The 16087-nt window shown below is 70.8% G+C and carries 11 protein-coding genes, 1 tRNA gene and 1 pseudogene; 6 read left to right on the top strand and 7 right to left on the bottom strand.

Annotated elements, in window-relative coordinates; all coding sequences use genetic code 11:
- Window positions 1-151 precede the first annotated feature (151 nt).
- The gene (locus G6R25_RS02185; protein WP_163551454.1) at window positions 152-3220 is read left to right on the top strand and encodes a UPF0182 family membrane protein; all 3069 of its coding nucleotides are present in this window, start codon (window positions 152-154) and stop codon (window positions 3218-3220) included.
- A gap of 118 nt (window positions 3221-3338) precedes the next feature.
- Window positions 3339-3415: transfer RNA gene (locus tag G6R25_RS02180), tRNA-Met, on the top strand.
- A gap of 490 nt (window positions 3416-3905) precedes the next feature.
- Here the strand turns inward: G6R25_RS02180 and G6R25_RS02175 are convergent.
- Both G6R25_RS02175 and G6R25_RS02170 read right to left on the bottom strand, forming a co-directional pair.
- Entirely contained in the window at window positions 3906-4169 is a 264-nt protein-coding gene (locus G6R25_RS02175; protein ID WP_163551467.1) for a hypothetical protein, read from the bottom strand.
- 295 nt (window positions 4170-4464) lie between these two features.
- Window positions 4465-4953, bottom strand: coding sequence for an Lrp/AsnC family transcriptional regulator (locus tag G6R25_RS02170; RefSeq protein ID WP_163551453.1), 489 nt, complete (start codon window positions 4951-4953; stop codon window positions 4465-4467).
- Window positions 4954-5181: 228 nt separating this feature from the next.
- Between G6R25_RS02170 and G6R25_RS02165 the strand changes: the two genes are divergently transcribed.
- Complete coding sequence (locus G6R25_RS02165; RefSeq protein WP_163551452.1) at window positions 5182-6585, top strand: aspartate aminotransferase family protein; 1404 nt, start codon at window positions 5182-5184, stop codon at window positions 6583-6585.
- 270 nt (window positions 6586-6855) lie between these two features.
- On the opposite strand, the pseudogene G6R25_RS02160 reads toward G6R25_RS02165, so the two are convergent.
- A pseudogene (locus tag G6R25_RS02160) lies at window positions 6856-8185 on the bottom strand (NAD(P)/FAD-dependent oxidoreductase).
- A 189-nt stretch (window positions 8186-8374) separates the two neighbouring features.
- On the opposite strand from G6R25_RS02160, the gene G6R25_RS02155 reads away from it, so the two are divergent.
- The 3 genes from G6R25_RS02155 (at window position 8375) to G6R25_RS02145 (ending at window position 11593) form a co-directional block, all read left to right on the top strand.
- On the top strand, window positions 8375-9805 hold the full coding sequence (locus G6R25_RS02155; protein WP_163551451.1) for a gamma-aminobutyraldehyde dehydrogenase: 1431 nt from the start codon (window positions 8375-8377) through the stop codon (window positions 9803-9805).
- Between the two features lie 12 nt (window positions 9806-9817).
- A complete protein-coding gene (locus G6R25_RS02150; RefSeq protein WP_163551450.1) occupies window positions 9818-10870 on the top strand; it encodes an alpha/beta fold hydrolase in 1053 nt (350 codons plus the stop codon).
- Window positions 10871-11422: 552 nt separating this feature from the next.
- Window positions 11423-11593, top strand: coding sequence for a hypothetical protein (locus G6R25_RS02145; protein ID WP_235947153.1), 171 nt, complete (start codon window positions 11423-11425; stop codon window positions 11591-11593).
- 304 nt (window positions 11594-11897) lie between these two features.
- On the opposite strand, the gene G6R25_RS02140 is transcribed toward G6R25_RS02145, so the two are convergent.
- The 4 genes from G6R25_RS02140 to aroA form a co-directional block, all read right to left on the bottom strand.
- Entirely contained in the window at window positions 11898-12617 is a 720-nt protein-coding gene (locus G6R25_RS02140) for a glycerophosphodiester phosphodiesterase (RefSeq protein ID WP_163551448.1), read from the bottom strand.
- Window positions 12618-12712: 95 nt separating this feature from the next.
- Window positions 12713-13552 carry a histidinol-phosphatase gene (hisN, locus tag G6R25_RS02135; protein WP_163551447.1) on the bottom strand — a complete coding sequence of 280 codons (840 nt, stop codon included), beginning with the start codon at window positions 13550-13552 and terminating at the stop codon, window positions 12713-12715.
- 98 nt (window positions 13553-13650) lie between these two features.
- Entirely contained in the window at window positions 13651-14637 is a 987-nt protein-coding gene (rsgA, locus tag G6R25_RS02130) for a ribosome small subunit-dependent GTPase A (RefSeq protein ID WP_163551446.1), read from the bottom strand.
- Between the two features lie 94 nt (window positions 14638-14731).
- The gene (gene aroA, locus G6R25_RS02125; RefSeq protein WP_163551445.1) at window positions 14732-16051 is read right to left on the bottom strand and encodes a 3-phosphoshikimate 1-carboxyvinyltransferase; all 1320 of its coding nucleotides are present in this window, start codon (window positions 16049-16051) and stop codon (window positions 14732-14734) included.
- Window positions 16052-16087: the final 36 nt, after the last annotated feature.

Here is a 16087-nt window from a genome sequence, read left to right as displayed (position 1 = left end):
ATCCTCTCCGATCCGCCATGAGTGCCTGGCGTAGGTTGCCGTACTGGGGCGGTACAAGCCCTCACGTCGGCACCGCCCGGCTGGCAGGCCCGGCAACCCAGACCCACCCTTCCGATGAACACCTGACCGTCTCTGACCGCCCGGAGGAACTGTGGCAACGACCAGCCGCCGCCCGGTGCTGACCCGCGCCAAGGTGATCGTCCCGGTGCTGCTGGCCGTCGCCCTTGTGATCGCGTTCGTCGCCATCTTCACGCGGCTTTACACGGACCTGCTGTTTTACCGCTCGGTCGATTTCAGCAAGGTCTTCACGACCGTCATCTACACCCGGATCCTGTTGTTCCTCATCTTCGGCGTGGTGATGGCCGTCGTCATCGGGATCAACATCGTACTTGGTTATCGGTTTCGGCGGCAGTTGCGTCCGCTCTCCACCGAACAGCAGAACCTCGAACGCTACCGGTCGGCCATCGAGCCGTACATGAAGCTGATCCTTCTCGCCATCGCGGCGGTCTTCGGCCTGGCCGCGGGGCTGTCCGCGTCCGGCCGGTGGCGGACCTGGCTGCTGTGGGTGAACGGCGAGTCGTTCGGGACCAAGGACGCCCAGTTCCACCGGGACATCAGCTACTACGCCTTCACGTACCCGTTCCAGCGCTTCCTGCTCGGCTTCCTGCTGACGGCCGTACTGCTGTCGCTGCTGGTCACCGTGCTGACCCACTACCTGTTCGGCGGCATCCGGCTGCAGACGCCCGGCGAGCGGGTGACGCCCGCCGCCAAGGCGCACATCTCCGTGCTGCTCGGACTGCTCGCGCTGCTCAAGGCCTGGGCCTACTACCTGGACCGGTTCGGCTCGGTGTTCTCCTCGCGCGGGGTGGCCACCGGCGCGTCCTACACCGACGTCCACGCCGTGCTGCCCGCGAAGCTGATCCTGCTGTTCATCTCGCTGGCCTGCGCGGTGCTGTTCATCTACAACATCTTCCAGCGCGGCTGGACGCTGCCGCTGCTCGGTGCGGGGATCCTCGTGCTGTCGTCGGTGGTCATCGGCGGCATCTACCCGGCGTTCATCCAGCAGTTCCAGGTGCGGCCGAACGAGGCGACCCGCGAGCAGCCGTACATCGAACGCAACATCGCGGCGACCCGAACCGCCTACGGCATCCAGAACGTCAAGCCGCAGCCGTATGCCGCCCGCACCGACGTCAACGCCCAGCAGGTCGCCGCGGACACCGGCACGGTGCCCAACACCCGCCTGCTCGACCCGAGCAAGCTGTCGCGGACCTTCCAGCAGCTCCAGCAGATCCGCGGCTACTACATGTTCCCGAAGACCCTCGACGTCGACCGGTACACCGTGACCGGCGCCGACAAGAAGAAGACCACCCGCGACTACGTCGTCTCCGTGCGGGAGCTCAACCAGGCCGGGCTCGGCGCCGACCAGCGTAACTGGATCAACGAGCACCTCACCTACACCCACGGCAAGGGCTTCGTCGCCGCCCCGTCGAACACCGTCGATGAGGGCCAGCCCGCCTTCAAGCAGGGCGAGCGGAACCTCCCGCAGGAGGGTGACTTCGGCCTCAAGGAGGACCGGGTCTACTTCGGCGAGCTGTCGCCGAACTACTCCGTCGTCGGCACCCGTCAGTCGGAGATCGACGGACCCGGCCCCGAGGTCGACACCCAGGCCACGACGACCTACACCGGTGACGGGGGGGTCTCGATCGGCTCGGGTCTCCGACAGGCCCTGTTCGCGCTGCGCTTCGGCGAGAAGAACCTGCTGCTCTCCGGCGACATCACGAAGAACTCGCGGATCCTCTACGAACGCAACCCGGGGGACCGGGTCAGCAAGGCCGCGCCCTGGCTCACCCTCGACGGCGACCCGTACCCCGCGGTCGTCGGCGGCCGCATCACCTGGATTCTGGACGGCTACACCACGTCCGACGGCTACCCCTACTCCGCCCGGCGGACCCTGGGCGACATCACCGCCGACTCGGTGACCGCGCAGAGCGGCAACCGCGCCCGGCAGGCCTCGAACCAGGTCAACTACATCCGCAACTCGGTGAAGGCGACCGTCGACGCCTACAACGGCACCGTCACCCTCTACGCCTGGGACGAGTCCGACCCGGTCCTGCGGACGTGGATGAAGGCCTTCCCGGACACGGTGAAGCCGAAGAAGGACATCTCGCCGTCGCTCCTGGAGCACCTGCGCTACCCCGAGGATCTGTTCAAGGTCCAGCGTGACCTGATCGGCCAGTACCACGTGTCCGACCCGCGGGACTTCTACTCGCAGGAGGACTTCTGGCAGGTGTCGGACTCCCCCGACGGTAGCGGGCAGCCGCAGCCGCCGTTCTACGTCTACAGCCAGCTGCCCGGCCGCTCCGGCCCGTCGTACAACCTGACGTCGCCACTGATCTCGGCCCGCTCGTCGAAGCTCGCGGCCTACATGGCGGTCTCCAGCGACCCGCCGAACTACGGGCAGTTCACCCTGCTCAAACTTCCACCCGGGGGCACGATCAACGGCCCCGTCCAGGTGCAGAACGCGATCGAGGCGAACGGTGACGTCGCGAACAAACTGACCCTGTGGCGCGGCGCCGGCTCGCAGACCATCGAGGGCAACCTGCTGACTCTGCCGGTCGCGGGCGGGCTACTCTACGTCGAGCCGTACTACGTCCAGGCCCGCGGGGGCACGGGCTATCCGATCCTGCAGGGCATTGCCACCGCCTTCGGGGAACGCATCGGCTTCGGCACCTCTCTGGGGGAGGCGCTCGACAAGGTCTTCGGCTCCGGGGCCGGGGCCTCCGCTGCCGGCGCCGGCAGCGGAGCCACCACGGCCACCGGCGGCGGCAGTGCGGGCACCACCCAGGGCGGCGGCGCGGGCGCCGCCGCGGGCAGGACGTCCGTGTCCGGACTGCAGGACGCCGTCAACGACGCGGACAGCGCCTACAAGGCCGGTCAGGACGCCCTACGCAAGAACCCGCCGGACTTCAACGCCTACGGTCAGGCGCAGACCGACCTGGCCGATGCGCTGAGTCGACTGCGGACGCTCGCCAGTCCACCCACGACCCCCCCGGCCGCGAGTCCGACACCGAGGGGTTCGGCGACACCGAGCGGTTCGGTGGCGCCGACGCCCCGCGGTACCGCAGCCGGCTCCGCGCCGCCGACGCCGACCACCTCGCCGAGGGTCGCGGGCAGCACGACCGCTCCGCCGCAGCCACGGGCGGCGCCCGCACCCGGCTGATACGGGCGGAATGTACCTACTTACCGTTTTGCGATCTTCGCCCCGAACTTCCCAAAATTAGGGCCGCCATCGGTTTGACATCTGCCGGTGGCGGCCCTGTATAGTAAAGACACACCGACGCGGGGTGGAGCAGCTCGGTAGCTCGCTGGGCTCATAACCCAGAGGTCACAGGTTCAAATCCTGTCCCCGCTACCAAAGCGAAGGGGCTCCCGGAGATTCTCCGGGAGCCCCTTCGTCATTCACTGGCTCCTCCGCCGCACACCTCCGAAGAGACCTGCGCGCCCGCGCCGCTGGGTCAGGCATCCGGCTCGCGCGCTGGTCTCGCGCATCCAACTGAGTGTCCGTGCTCATACTGCGGCAGCTGTCCTGCCCTGCCGCCCGCCTGGCACCCCCGACTAGCCCGCTCCACCTGTTATCCCGGCCAGATCGTGCCGAGGCTTAAGCACGGTTCCAAGGCTGAAAACCGTGACTAGACCTCGGCACAGCTACGTGATCGATCGATTACGCGGCTTGTCTGGACCGCCCCCTGCTTATCCAGAGGGTTCTGCGCCCGATTTATCCCCCCGGATAGGCAGGGAGAGTGCCCGGCTGGGACCTGGGCCGGGAGGGTCTGCCGCAGGCGGCCAACCGGTTCGCCCGGCGCCTACGGGTCGGCCCCGGTCGCGGCCGGCTGATTGCTGCTGCGTCAGCGGTGGGGTCGGGGGGTGCGCCAGGGGCTGGCCGGGCGGGCCGCCTCGGCGGCGCGGAGTAGAGCCTGGGCCAGGTGCCGAGCCTCGTCGGGGTCGAGGTAGGCGGCGGCGAGCGTATCGAGCATCGGGGCGTCCAGCCGGAGAAGAATCACCGGCGCCTTGCCTGCGCTCGCCGGAGGCTCGGGCCGCACGGTGATCTCAGCCTGGCCAATGCGAGTAGTCAGTATGCCGTCCTGCGGGTCATGGTGGACCAGCGCCATGCTCATCCCATCATGTCTGGGCCGAGTTGTTTGACAGTCGTTGCACATGTTGGACTCTTGTTGGTACTGCTTGGTTGTTCGAGGGATGGTGTCGGTGGTGTGACTGCGCGGTCCGTTCCCCGCTGTTGGCGCCTCACCCGTGACGATGGGTGCACATCCACCAGGTCCGGCCCGGAGATGCCTGCGGCCACGGCATATCGCCGTCGTCGTCGCGACTGGCCACTGCCGGTCGCCGTCCCGTTCGTGCCCCCCGAACCCCGTTCCACCGCTCGTCGGCCCGTCCCGCGGCGGCCCGTCAGCGTGCTCCCCAGGTGTAGGTCTGCTTGACCAGTCGGAGGTAGACGAAGGTCTCCGTGGCGAGCACCTGCGGCAGGGCGCGGATCCGGGAGTTGATCAGATCCAGCAGGTGCTCGTCGTCCTCGGCGACGATCTCGACGATGAGGTCGAACGAGCCGGCCGTGAGCACGACGTAGTCGACCTCGGCGAGCTCGGCGATGGTGTCGGCGACCACCCGGGTGTCGCCGGTGACCCGCACGCCGATCATGGCCTCCCGGCGGAAGCCGACCCGTAGCGGATCGGTGACGGCGACGATCTGCATGACCCCGGCGTCGAGCAGCCGCTGGACCCGTTGGCGCACCGCCGCCTCGGACAGCCCGACGGCCGCCGCCATCGCAGCGTAGGAGCGCCGGCCGTCCTGCTGGAGCTGCTCGATGATCGCCTTGTTGATGTCGTCCAGCAGCCCGTCCGAGGCGGATCGATGGCCGGGTGTCCGTCGAGACTGCACCCGGCAACCTCCTCGTCTCGCCCGGCGACGCGCCGGTCTGATCCCCGGCCGAAGCGTCGGGCCTCGCCGGCCCGGACCGCGCGGAGGGCGTCCCGCCGTCATCGTATGGCTACGAGCGGACGAACGGGGAAGCGATACTCGAATCGGTTCTTGTCTACGGATTCCATCGCTCAATGGCCAGTCAGGCTACGCTTTCGTGAGGCTCTTGGCTGAAGGGGTGCGTGGACGGTGTCGAATCTGATCGTTTCTGAGGCAAGTGTGATCCAGGCCGCGCTGCATGCCAGGACGGCGGAGCTCACCGAGCGGGAGGAGGTCCGGCTGCAGGCCCGAACCCACGGTTCCGAACAGATGCACGCGCGGGCGGTGCGGTCGATGACGTCGGGAGTGCCGTCGTCGTACCAGATCCGTGACCCATGGCCGATTTACCTCACCCGTGGCCGGGGCTCCCTGGTCTGGGACGTCGACGGCAACGAGTACGCCGACTTCCACAACGGCTTCGGGTCGATGGTCCAGGGCCACGCCCACCCCGCGATCGTGCGGGCGGTGACGGAGCGGGTCGCCCTCGGCAGCCACTTCGCGATGCCGACCGAGGACTCGATCGTCGTCAGCGAGGAACTCGCCCGCCGGTTCGGGCTGCCGCGGTGGCGTTACGTCAATTCCGGCTCCGAGGCGACGATGGACGCCATCCGCATCGCCCGCGGAGTCACCGGCCGTGACACGATCATCAAGATCTTCGGCTCGTACCACGGCCACCACGACTACGTGATGGTGTCGATCGGCGCGCCGTACGACGACATCGGCCCGGCCGACAACATGAACTCCCTCGGCTACGGCGCCGGCATCCCGCAGGCCGTCATCGACCTCACCGTGCCCGTGCCATTCAACGACGCCCCCGCGATGGAACGCCGGATCGAGGCCCTCGCCGCCGAAGGACGCCTCCCCGCCTGCGTGATCATGGAGGCGGCCATGATGAACCTGGGCGTCGTCCTGCCCGAACCCGGCTACCTGGAGGCGGTCCGGGAGATCACCGCCCGGCACGGCATCATCCTGATCTTCGACGAGGTCAAGACCGGCCTGTGCGTCGCGGCCGGCGGCGCCACCGAGCGCTTCGGCGTCCGACCCGACATGATCACGCTGGCCAAGGCGCTCGGCGGCGGTCTGCCCTCCGGCGCGATCGGCGCGAGCGTGGAGATCATGGAGATCGTCGCCTCCGACCGGGTGAAGCAGGTCGGCACGTTCAACGGCAACCCGCTGACCATGGCCGCCGCCCGCGCGAGCCTGCTGGAGGTGCTCACCCCCGAGGCCTACGCCCACCTCGACCACCTCAACGACCGCCTGATCGCCGGCTGCGACGAGATCCTCACCCGCCACGGCATCCTCGGCTACACCGTCGGGATCAGCTCCAAGGGATGCGTGCACTTCACCGATGCGCCCATCCGCGACTACACGTCCTTCATGGCGCACCAGAACGCCGCCCTTCCCGAGCTCGCCTGGCTCTACAACGCCAACCGCGGCGTGCTGATGGCCCCCGGCCGCGAGGAAGAATGGACTCTCTCGGTCCAGCACACCGACGCCGACGTAGACCGCTACCTCGACAGCCTCGACCACCTCGCCCGAGACCTCACCGCCTGACCGGCCCGCCTGCACCTGACCGGCCCACTCGCGCGGTCCTTCCCGCCGCCGTTCCGACGATCAAGCCTGCGTGCTCGCTTCGGACGTCGAGTTCCGGTCCCGGCTACCCGGCCGCACCGCGACCGGGTGGATCCCGTCTTGGAGGAGATCGCCGCTGAGTCGTGTGCCCGTGGGCTGAGTGCCCACCCGTTGCTGATGATCCGCGGGGCGATCGGAGATGGCGTCGGCCGGCGTGCTGATCGCCTGGCTGGCCCGCGATCGAGGAGGGGGTCAGTGGCCGGTGAGGTGGTCGAGGGCGGGGCCGAGGCGGCCGGTGCGGTTCTCGCGGGTGTCGGCGGCGAGCAGGTGACCGGCGTTGATGCCGAGCCAGCGGGCCGGTTCGGGTTCCCAGGGGCGGCGGTGGTCGACGACCCAGGGAAGGGCCGTGCGCGGGGTGCGCTGGCCGCGGATCAGGTCGGCGAGGGTTCGTCCGGCCAGGGCGGCGGCGGCCACGCCGTCGCCGACGTAGCCGCCGGCCCAGGCCAGGCCGGTGTCGGGGGCGAAGCAGACGCCGGGAGTCCAGTCGCGGGGGACGCCGAGGGGGCCGCCCCAGCGGTGGGTGATCCGGGCGGTCGCGGCGGCGGGGAACAGGGTGGCCAGGGTGCGGCGGAGGTGCGCGAAGACGGCGGGGGAGGAGTCGAAGGCCGGGATGGTGCGCGAGCCGAAGTGGTACGGCGCGCCGCGACCGCCGAGGACGATCCGGCCGTCCGCGCTGCGCTGGGCGTAGATCAGCAGCCGGCGCGCGTCGGACAGGGTGACCCGGCGGTCCCAGCCGATCTCCGCCCAGACCGACTCCGGCAGCGGCTGCGTGGCGATGATGAGCGAGTAGACGGGGGCGAGCTCGCGGCGCAGGCCGGGCAGGGCGGGGGTGTAGCCCTCGGTGGCCCGCACGACGACGCCCGCCTGGATCTCGCCGTCGGCCAGCACGACCCCGGCCGGGTTCGATGCGCTCGGCGGGAGAACGTTCGAACAGCTCGACGCCGTGGCGCTGCGCCGCCGCCGCGAGGCCCCGGACCAGCTTGAGCGGGTGCAGCGCGGCGCACTGCGGGTCGAGAATCCCGCCGAGCGCGCCGGGTACCCGGACGAGTCGCGCGGCCTGGTCGGCGTCCAGCCAGGACGGGGAGGACGCGACGGCGGGCAGGGTCGCGCGCAGGCGGGTGAGCTGGGCGGGAGTGGTGGCGAGCTCGAGGGAGCCGTCCTTGACGAGGTCGCAGTCGATGCCCTCGGTGCGGCAGACGGCGTCGATGTCGTCGATGGTGGCCGCGAGCGGGTCGCGCATCGCCGGCGCCATCGACTGGACGGGGAACAGCGCCGAGCACCAGCCGCCGTTGCGCCCGGACGCGCCGAACCCGGCGGTCTCCCGCTCGACGACGGCCACCCGCAGGGTCGGGTCGTCGCGGCGCAGGTGGTAGGCGGTCCACAGGCCGGTGAAGCCGGCGCCGACGATGGCGACGTCGGCGGTGAGCCGGCCCAGCCGGCGCGGCCGCGGTGCCGGGGCGGGGCCGGCGGTGTCGTGCCACAGGGAGGGGACGGCGGCTGCGGGATGTCGTCGGCCCGGCATCGTTGCGAGCTGCCTTTCTCCGGGGCCGTGCGCCCTCCGCTGGACCGGGCACGGGTAGCGTGTTTCCGTGGCGTCACGGTCCTTTATTTACGCTATCCGTGGCCTGAAGTTCGTGGAACCATCGTAATCGTTGTGTTGACATGTCGGGCGGCCGGACGGTCGGGGGACCACCAGCGCTAGGAGCAACGTATGGACGCGATTCTCGCCAACTTCGTCGGCGGTGTCTCCAGTCAGACCGTCGACAGTGAGACGATGTCGATTCTGAACCCGTCGACCGGTGAGCTGTTCGCCGAGGCCCCGCGGTCCGGTCCCGTCGACGTCGACGCCGCCGTTCGCGCCGCGTCCACAGCGTTCGAGACCTGGCGCGACACCACCCCGGCCCAGCGTTCCCGGGCGCTGCTGCGCCTCGCGGACGCGCTGGAGGAGCGTGCCGATGAGGTCGCCGCGGTGGAGAGCGCCAACACCGGCAAGCCGCTGCAGCTCACCGTCGACGAGGAGGTCGGGCCGTCCGCCGACCAGATCCGCTTCTTCGCCGGGGCCGCGCGCCTGCTGGAGGGCCGGGCCGCCGGGGAGTACCTCGCCGGGCACACCAGCTACGTCCGCCGGGAGCCCGTCGGGGTCTGCGCGCAGGTCACGCCGTGGAACTACCCGCTGATGATGGCGGTGTGGAAGATCGCCCCGGCGATTGCGGCCGGCAACACGGTCATCCTCAAGCCGTCGGACACGACCCCGGCGTCCAGCCTGCTGCTCGCCGAGATCGCCGCCGAGTTCCTCCCGCCCGGCGTGCTCAACGTCGTCTGCGGGGACCGGGACACCGGGCGGGCGCTGGTCGCGCACCCGGGGCCGGCGATGGTGTCGGTGACCGGCAGCGTGCGGGCCGGCATGGAGGTGGCGCGGGCGGCGGCGGACTCGCTCAAGCGGGTTCATCTCGAGCTCGGCGGCAAGGCACCGGTCATCGTCTTCGACGACGTGGACCCGGCCGCCGTCGCCGCGGAGATCGCCGGCGCCGCCTACTTCAACGCCGGCCAGGACTGCACCGCGGCGACCCGGGTGCTGGCCGCGCCGGGGATCCACGACGATCTCGCCGCGGCGCTGGCCGAGGCGGCCCGGGGCACCGCGACGGGCTCACCGGACGAGACCGACGTCGACTACGGCCCGTTGAACAGCGCCGGTCAGCTCGACCGGGTCGGCGGGTTCGTCCGGCGGGCGCCGGAGCACGCCGCGGTGCTCGCCGGTGGCGCGGTCCTCGACCGGCCCGGCTACTTCTACCCCGCCACGGTCGTCGCCGGCCTGCGCCAGGACGACGAACTCATCCAGTCGGAGATCTTCGGCCCGGTCATCACGGTGCAGCGGTTCGACTCGGAGGACACAGCGGTGGAGTGGGCCAACGGCGTGGAGTACGGCCTGGCCTCCAGCGTCTGGACGCGCGACCACGGCCGAGCCATGCGGGTCGCGCGCCGGCTGGACTTCGGCTGCGTATGGATCAACACTCACATCCCGATCGTCGCGGAGATGCCGCACGGCGGATTCAAGAAGAGCGGTTATGGCAAGGATCTGTCCGTGTACGGCTTGGAGGACTACACCAGGATCAAGCATGTGATGAGCAACATCGAGTTCTGACCTGGGGTGGCGATGACCGACGATGCGCCGAGCGCGGGAGCCGCGCGGCTGACCCCGCGGTTCGTCACGGTCCACGGGTATCGGCGCTGCTACCTGCGCGCGGGCCGTGGACCGGTGCTGCTGCTGATCCACGGCATCGGGGACAACGCCCGGACCTGGGCGCCGATCATTCCCCAGCTCGCACGGCGCCATACGGTGATAGCCCCCGACCTGCTCGGGCACGGGGAGTCGGAAAAGCCTCGCGGCGATTACTCGGTGGCCGGCTACGCCTGCGGTATGCGTGATCTACTCACGGTGCTCGGCATCGAGCGGGCGACGGCCGTCGGGCATTCGCTCGGTGGCGGGGTCGCCATGCAGTTCGCCTACCAGTTCCCGGAACGCTGCGAGCGGCTGGTCCTCGTGGCTACCGGCGGGGTGGGGCCGGATCTGCACCCGGCGCTTCGGGCTGCGGCGTTGCCCGGTGCAGGGGCGGCGCTGTCCCTGATCGGCGTCCCGCCAGTGCGTCTCGGGCGCTGGGCCGGGCTGCGGGTGCTGCGGCTGCTGAACACCGATCTGGGCCGGGACGCCGAAGATATCCTGCATGTCTGCGACTCCCTCGGGGTGCCGACGGCGCGGGCCGCCTTCCTCCGGACGCTGCGTTCCGTGGTCGACGCGCACGGGCAGGCCATCACGATGCTCGACGGCTGCTATCTGGCCGCCGGCATGCCGTCGCTGATCGTCTGGGGCGATCGGGACGCAGTGATTCCGGTCGAACACGCGCGCGTCGCGCATGCGGCGATGCCCGGAAGCCGCCTTGAGATCTTTCTCGGTGCGGGGCATTTCCCTCATCACAGCGATCCTGTGCGCTTCCGGCGGGTTCTCGAGGATTTCCTGGCCACGACCAGGCCGGCAAGCCACTCGCCGCAGCAGTGGCGGATGATGCTGCGCGAGCATGGACGGGAGGCGCGAACCACCCGGCCGGTGGAACAGCCCGACATACCGCCTCCGCCAACGATGGCTACCCCAGCCGCCACCGAGAAAGCAGTGACCACCGCGCTCCCCCGTTCGGGGGCACTCCAGGGCTGAGGCACTCCGCGCTGGGATGTTGAGCGCGGGGGCGTTGCAGGCGGGGAGCGGCAGGTGCCCGGCGCGCCCGTCGGTCGCGACTCGCGCAGGGGGCGGTATGCGGCCATTGCGGGTCCGGCCTGGCCGGGGGCCGCGCGCTGCGGCGAAGTTCGGGTCTATGCTCGCGTGGCCTCGGATGGACGGCTAAGCGGCGGGTCGACGGGAAGCCCTCGGGCAGATGCGGTCTGCACTTCTCGGCTGAACTGTTCTCCTTGATGCGTCTTCGACGCTCTTCGGCCGTGGGAAGTTCCCAGGGGCGACCGAGATCCTGCCCACTCGTACCTTGTGCATGACCGCCTGTTCGGGCTAGCCGGCGTTCGGATGATGCACAGTCTTCGGCGCGGGTCTGCATTAACAGGTCGCCACCCGCTATCGTGGAGTTCAACGGGCAGGCCGGCGTCAATATGGCCTATCCTTGGTGGCGTAACACCAAAGTCCTCAAATCTCGGAGGTCGACCCTTGGCACGCCGTGCACGACTCAGCTGGCCGCAGGAACGGCGCCAGGCGAGTGAAGTGATTGTCAGCCGGGTTGACCCCGGGCGGGGCTGGACGCTGGAGCAGGCTCGTGACCTGGTACGACAGGGTTACTCCGTCGAGCACGTGGCGGGACGGACCGGGTTTCCGGAGCAGATGCTGAAAGTCGCCGAGGAGACTGACGAGAGCGAGGAGGCGGAGGAGGACTGAGCGGAGTCACCCACCATCCCGGTGTCAGGAAAGTGCCACGGTGAGCCATCGTCGCCACGGACGCTGGTCGCGCAGTAATCACTTCTGCCGGTCAATCCGTTGGACCGGCCGGCGGATCTTTCGTGGCCACTCTCCGTCGATGGTTGCTATAGCTACCTGAAGCTAACCTAACTGTCGACGATATGACAGTACGCCGGAGCCAGGTCACGCTGCGCACAACGCAATGGGCGACTTCGTTCGCTTCGACAACCAATTTGCCTGGTGCGCCGCCCGTGCTGCTTCCGGCTCACCCGCCGGTCCAGGGCTATGCCGCGGCGGAACCGCTGATCCGCACCAGCCGCGCCAGATGGTCGCTGTAGACCGCGTCAAGCCCGTATCCCGCCAGACGGGTCAGCGTGCTTGTGCGCTGCGCATCCCACCCGAACGCGGCGATACCCAGATCGTGCAGAACGGCGACGATTCGTGCCTGCGGTGGCGTCCATTCCCGGGTCCGTAGGTTCAGCGCGGCCACCCCGGCGGCGTGCAGCCGCCCGCCGTAGGCGCTGACCCCGCCACCATCCATCACGGTCCGCATCGACGTGGAGTTCACCAGGCGCGCATCGGGGTCCCGCTCCCGGAAGGCGGCGAGCTCCGGCAGGTACCCGCACAGCCACAGCCGCCGGGCCGCTGTGCTGCCGCCCGCCTGCCTGGTGACGGCGACCACGGCGGCCGCCGTGGACGCCCAGCCACCGGGCGGACCCTTCAGATCCAGGCTGAACTCGAACGACGTGCCCAGTTCCGCGTAGAACGAGGCCAGCGTCGGCACCCAGCCGGGCAGCCGGTCGGCGGTCAGATCACCGATCCGTCGCCGCCGGCCGGGCGGTCCGAGCACCCCGTCGTGGTGCAGCACCGGCACCCCGTCCGCGGTCAGCCAGGCGTCCGACTCCAACCCGTTCGCCCCGCCGGCCAACGCGCGCCGGAACGCGGGCAGCGCGTTCTCCCGTTGGTGCGGGGCCGGCGCCCCGCGGTGCGCGAAGCCGATCACCGGCCGCCACTCGTTTCCGTCATCCGAATATCAGGACTGTCCGGTGAAACTCCGCGGATACCGCGTGGGGGACCTCAGAAGTTTCGTGGGGGACCTCAGGAGGTGAAGGAGCGCAGCGCCACCTCGTGCAGGTGGCCGTTTGTCGTCAGTACGGTGCCGTGCCCCGGGCCCCGCCGGCCGGTCAGGTCGGTGAACCGGCCGCCGGCCTCCTCGACGATGACCTGCAGCGCCGCCATGTCCCACAGGGACACCTCGGGCTCGCAGGCCAGGTCCACGGCGCCTTCGGCGACCATCATGTGCGACCAGAAGTCGCCGTAGCCCCGGGTCCGCCAGACCTGGTCGGCCAGGTGCAGGAACTGGTCGAGCCGGTCCGCGGTCCGCCAGCCCTCCACCGAGGCGAAGGACAGGAACGCGTCGCCCAGCCGGCCGACCGAGGAGACCTTGAGCGCCCGGGTGTCGCCGGTGGCGTCCCGGGTGAACGCCCCGGTGTCCCGGGCCCCCCACCAGCGTCGGCCCATCGCGGGCGCGCTGGCCACCCCGACGACCATCTCGCCGTCCACCTCAAGGCCGAGCAGAGTGCCCCAGACCGGCACGCCCCGCACGAAGTTCTTCGTCCCGTCGACGGGGTCGAGGATCCAGCGTCGCCGGGCGCCCGCACCGACGAGTCCCTCCTCTTCACCGAGGACTGCGTCCTCCGACCGGGCGACGGCGAGCCGCTCGCGGATCATGGATTCGACGGCGGTGTCGGCGTCGGAGACCGGCGTGTTGTCCGGCTTGGATTCGACGTGCAGATCAACGGCTTGGAAGCGGGAAAGGGTAATCCGATCGGCGGCGTCCGCGAGACTCAGCGCGAGTGCGAGATCGTCGGCGACGGGGACGGCGTCGATGTCGTCGGTCGATTCGATGCCCACGGAGGTGGGGTTAGGCGGGGTCACGCTTGCGAGACTACGAGCCGAGCCCACTCACGCGCCGGTCACGCGGACGGTGGGTCTCACGTGGCGGGAAGAGTGTGACTAATCTCCCGGTCACATTCTCAAAGTGGGGTTCTACGCGCGGCCAACAATCGGCGAAGGCTCGCGAGCCGTGCGGCGTCAGCGTCACCGGTGCGTACCGCGGAATCCAGGGCGCAGTCGGGCGACGGCGCGAGATGCTCGCAGCCGGGCTGGCAGCGTTCGGCCGCGGCGGCGATGTCGGAGAAGGCGCGCAGCACCCGGTTCGGCGTCACCGCGCCGAGGCCGAACGACCGCACCCCCGGTGTGTCGATCACGGTCCCGCCATGGGGGAGCAGCAGCGCCACGGCTGCGGACGACGTGTGCCGCCCGCGGCCCGTCACGGCGTTGACCTCGCCGATCGCCCGGTCCGCGGCCGGCACCAGCCGGTTGACCAGGCTGGACTTCCCGACCCCGCTATGGCCGAAGAACACACTGACCCGGTCGGTCAGCAGCGCCAGCAGCAGGTCGAGGTCGCTGTCCGGACGGGTCGTCAGCACCGGGAATCCCAGCGGCCGGTACAACTCGATCAGCGATGCGGGGTCGGCCAGATCGGTCTTGGTCAGACACAGCAGCGGGGACAGCCCGCCGTCGTAGGCGGCGACCAGGCAGCGGTCGATCAGGCCCGGCCGCGGCGCCGGATCGGTCACCGAACAGACGATCACCAGAATGTTGGCGTTCGCGACGATCGGCCGCTCCGCGGGGTCGCTGTCGTCGGGGGTGCGCCGTAGGACGCTCGTGCGCTCCTCGCGGCGTACCAGCCGGGCCAGCGCCCCGGACGTCCCCGAGACGTCGCCGACCAGCGCGACCCGGTCCCCGACGACCACCGACGTGCGGCGCATCGACCCGCCGCGTACGGCGGCGACCAGCCGCTGCGGCGTCGGGTCCGGCCGGCAGGTGTAGCGGCCACGGTCGACCCCGACCACCACCGCCGGCACCGCCTCGGCATGATCGGGCCGGTCCCGGGTCCGGGGGTGCGAGCTGCGCCCCGGTCGCACCCGGATGTCGTCCTCGTCCAGTTCGCGGGCCATCGGCTAGCCCACGACCCGCGACGCCGCGTCGTTCATCCGGCCACCTGGCCGCTCGCCCGGCCACCCGTGCGGTTCGCCCGGCCACCTGTGCCACTCATCCGGCCAGCATCGCCGTCCACATGCGGGGGAAGTCCGGCACCGTCTTGCCGGTCGTCGCGATGTCATCGATGACGATCCCCGGCACGACCAGGCCCACCACTGCGTACGCCATGGCCAGGCGGTGGTCGGCGCGCGGGTCGAGCCGGGCGCCGCGCAGGGGCGCCGGCTCGATTGCCAGCCCGTCGTCGGTCACCGTGATCCGCGCACCGAGGCGGCCGAGCTCCTGAGCGAGGGCGACGAGCCGGTCGGTCTCCTGCAGGCGCAGGTGCCCGATGCCGCGCAGGCGGGAAGGCGAGTCGGCGAGGGCGGCGAGGGCGGTCAGGACAGGCGCGACCTCGCCGAAGTCGCCGAGGTCGACGTCGATTCCGTGGATCCCGCCGCCGCTGACCGCCAGGCCCGCTGCGGTGCGCTCGGTGATGGCGCCCATCGCCGCCAGCAGCGTGGGGAGCATCCGACCGGGCTGCTCGGTTGCCTCGGGCCAGTCCGGCACCACCACCCGCCCCCCGGTGGCGAGCGCCGCCGCGAGGAAGGCCGCAGCGCTGTTCATGTCCGGCTCGATGGCCCGGTCGGCGGCGGCGAGCTCGCCGGGCTCGACCCGCCAGTACCGGCTGCCGTCGGTGCCGGGCGGCGCGACCTCGACCACCGCGCCGGCCGCGCGCAGGTCGGCGACCGTCATGTCCAGGTAGGGGCCCGACGGCAGGCGCGTTCCGCGGTGGATCACAGTGACCCCGGCGTCGTAGCGGGGGGCGGCCAGCAGCAGCCCGGAGACGAGCTGGCTGGAGTCGGAGGCGTCGACGATGACCTCGCCACCGGGCAACCGGCCGCGGCCGCGCACGGTGAAGGGCATCCGGTCGCCGTCGATGTCGGCGCCGAGCCGGCGCAGCGCGCCGAGCAGCGGGGTGAGCGGCCGGTCGCGCATGCGGGCGTCGCCGTCGAACTCGACGTCGCCCTCGCGCAGGGTGGCCAGGGCCGGGGTGAACCGGGCGACCGTGCCCGCGTTGCCGCACTCGGCCCGCGCGCCAGCGGCGGCCCGCGCGGCCGGCGCGGGCCGCACCACCCAGTCCGGGCCGTCGGTACTGATCTTGGCACCCAGCGTGCGCAGCACGCCGGCCATCAGCAGGGTGTCCCGCGAGCGCAGGGCGCCGCGCAGCCGGGACGTCCCGTTCGCCAGGGCGGCGAGAACAAGCGCCCGGTTCGTGCCGGACTTCGCGCCCGGTACCGGGACGACGGCCGTCACGGGGCGCTGCGCGGTTGGGGCCGGCCACGGGTCGGACTGCGTGCCCGTGGCCTCGACGCCGGTCAGGATGCTCACCATGACAGCATGCCGGATGGGTGGCCGCCCTCGGCGCGT

This window comes from Candidatus Frankia alpina, from assembly GCF_902806485.1.
In the GTDB taxonomy this organism is placed as follows: domain Bacteria; phylum Actinomycetota; class Actinomycetes; order Frankiales; family Frankiaceae; genus Frankia; species Frankia alpina.
This window is presented reverse-complemented; position numbering and strand designations above follow the sequence as displayed.

Coding starts and splice junctions, on each gene's coding strand:
- G6R25_RS02175 (WP_163551467.1), bottom strand. CDS start 4,169: ATGGCGCTGGTCCACCATGACCCGCAGGACGGCATACTGACTACTCGC.
- G6R25_RS02155 (WP_163551451.1), top strand. CDS start 8,375: ATGGACGCGATTCTCGCCAACTTCGTCGGCGGTGTCTCCAGTCAGACC.
- G6R25_RS02150 (WP_163551450.1), top strand. CDS start 9,818: ATGACCGACGATGCGCCGAGCGCGGGAGCCGCGCGGCTGACCCCGCGG.
- rsgA (WP_163551446.1), bottom strand. CDS start 14,637: ATGGCCCGCGAACTGGACGAGGACGACATCCGGGTGCGACCGGGGCGC.
- aroA (WP_163551445.1), bottom strand. CDS start 16,051: ATGGTGAGCATCCTGACCGGCGTCGAGGCCACGGGCACGCAGTCCGAC.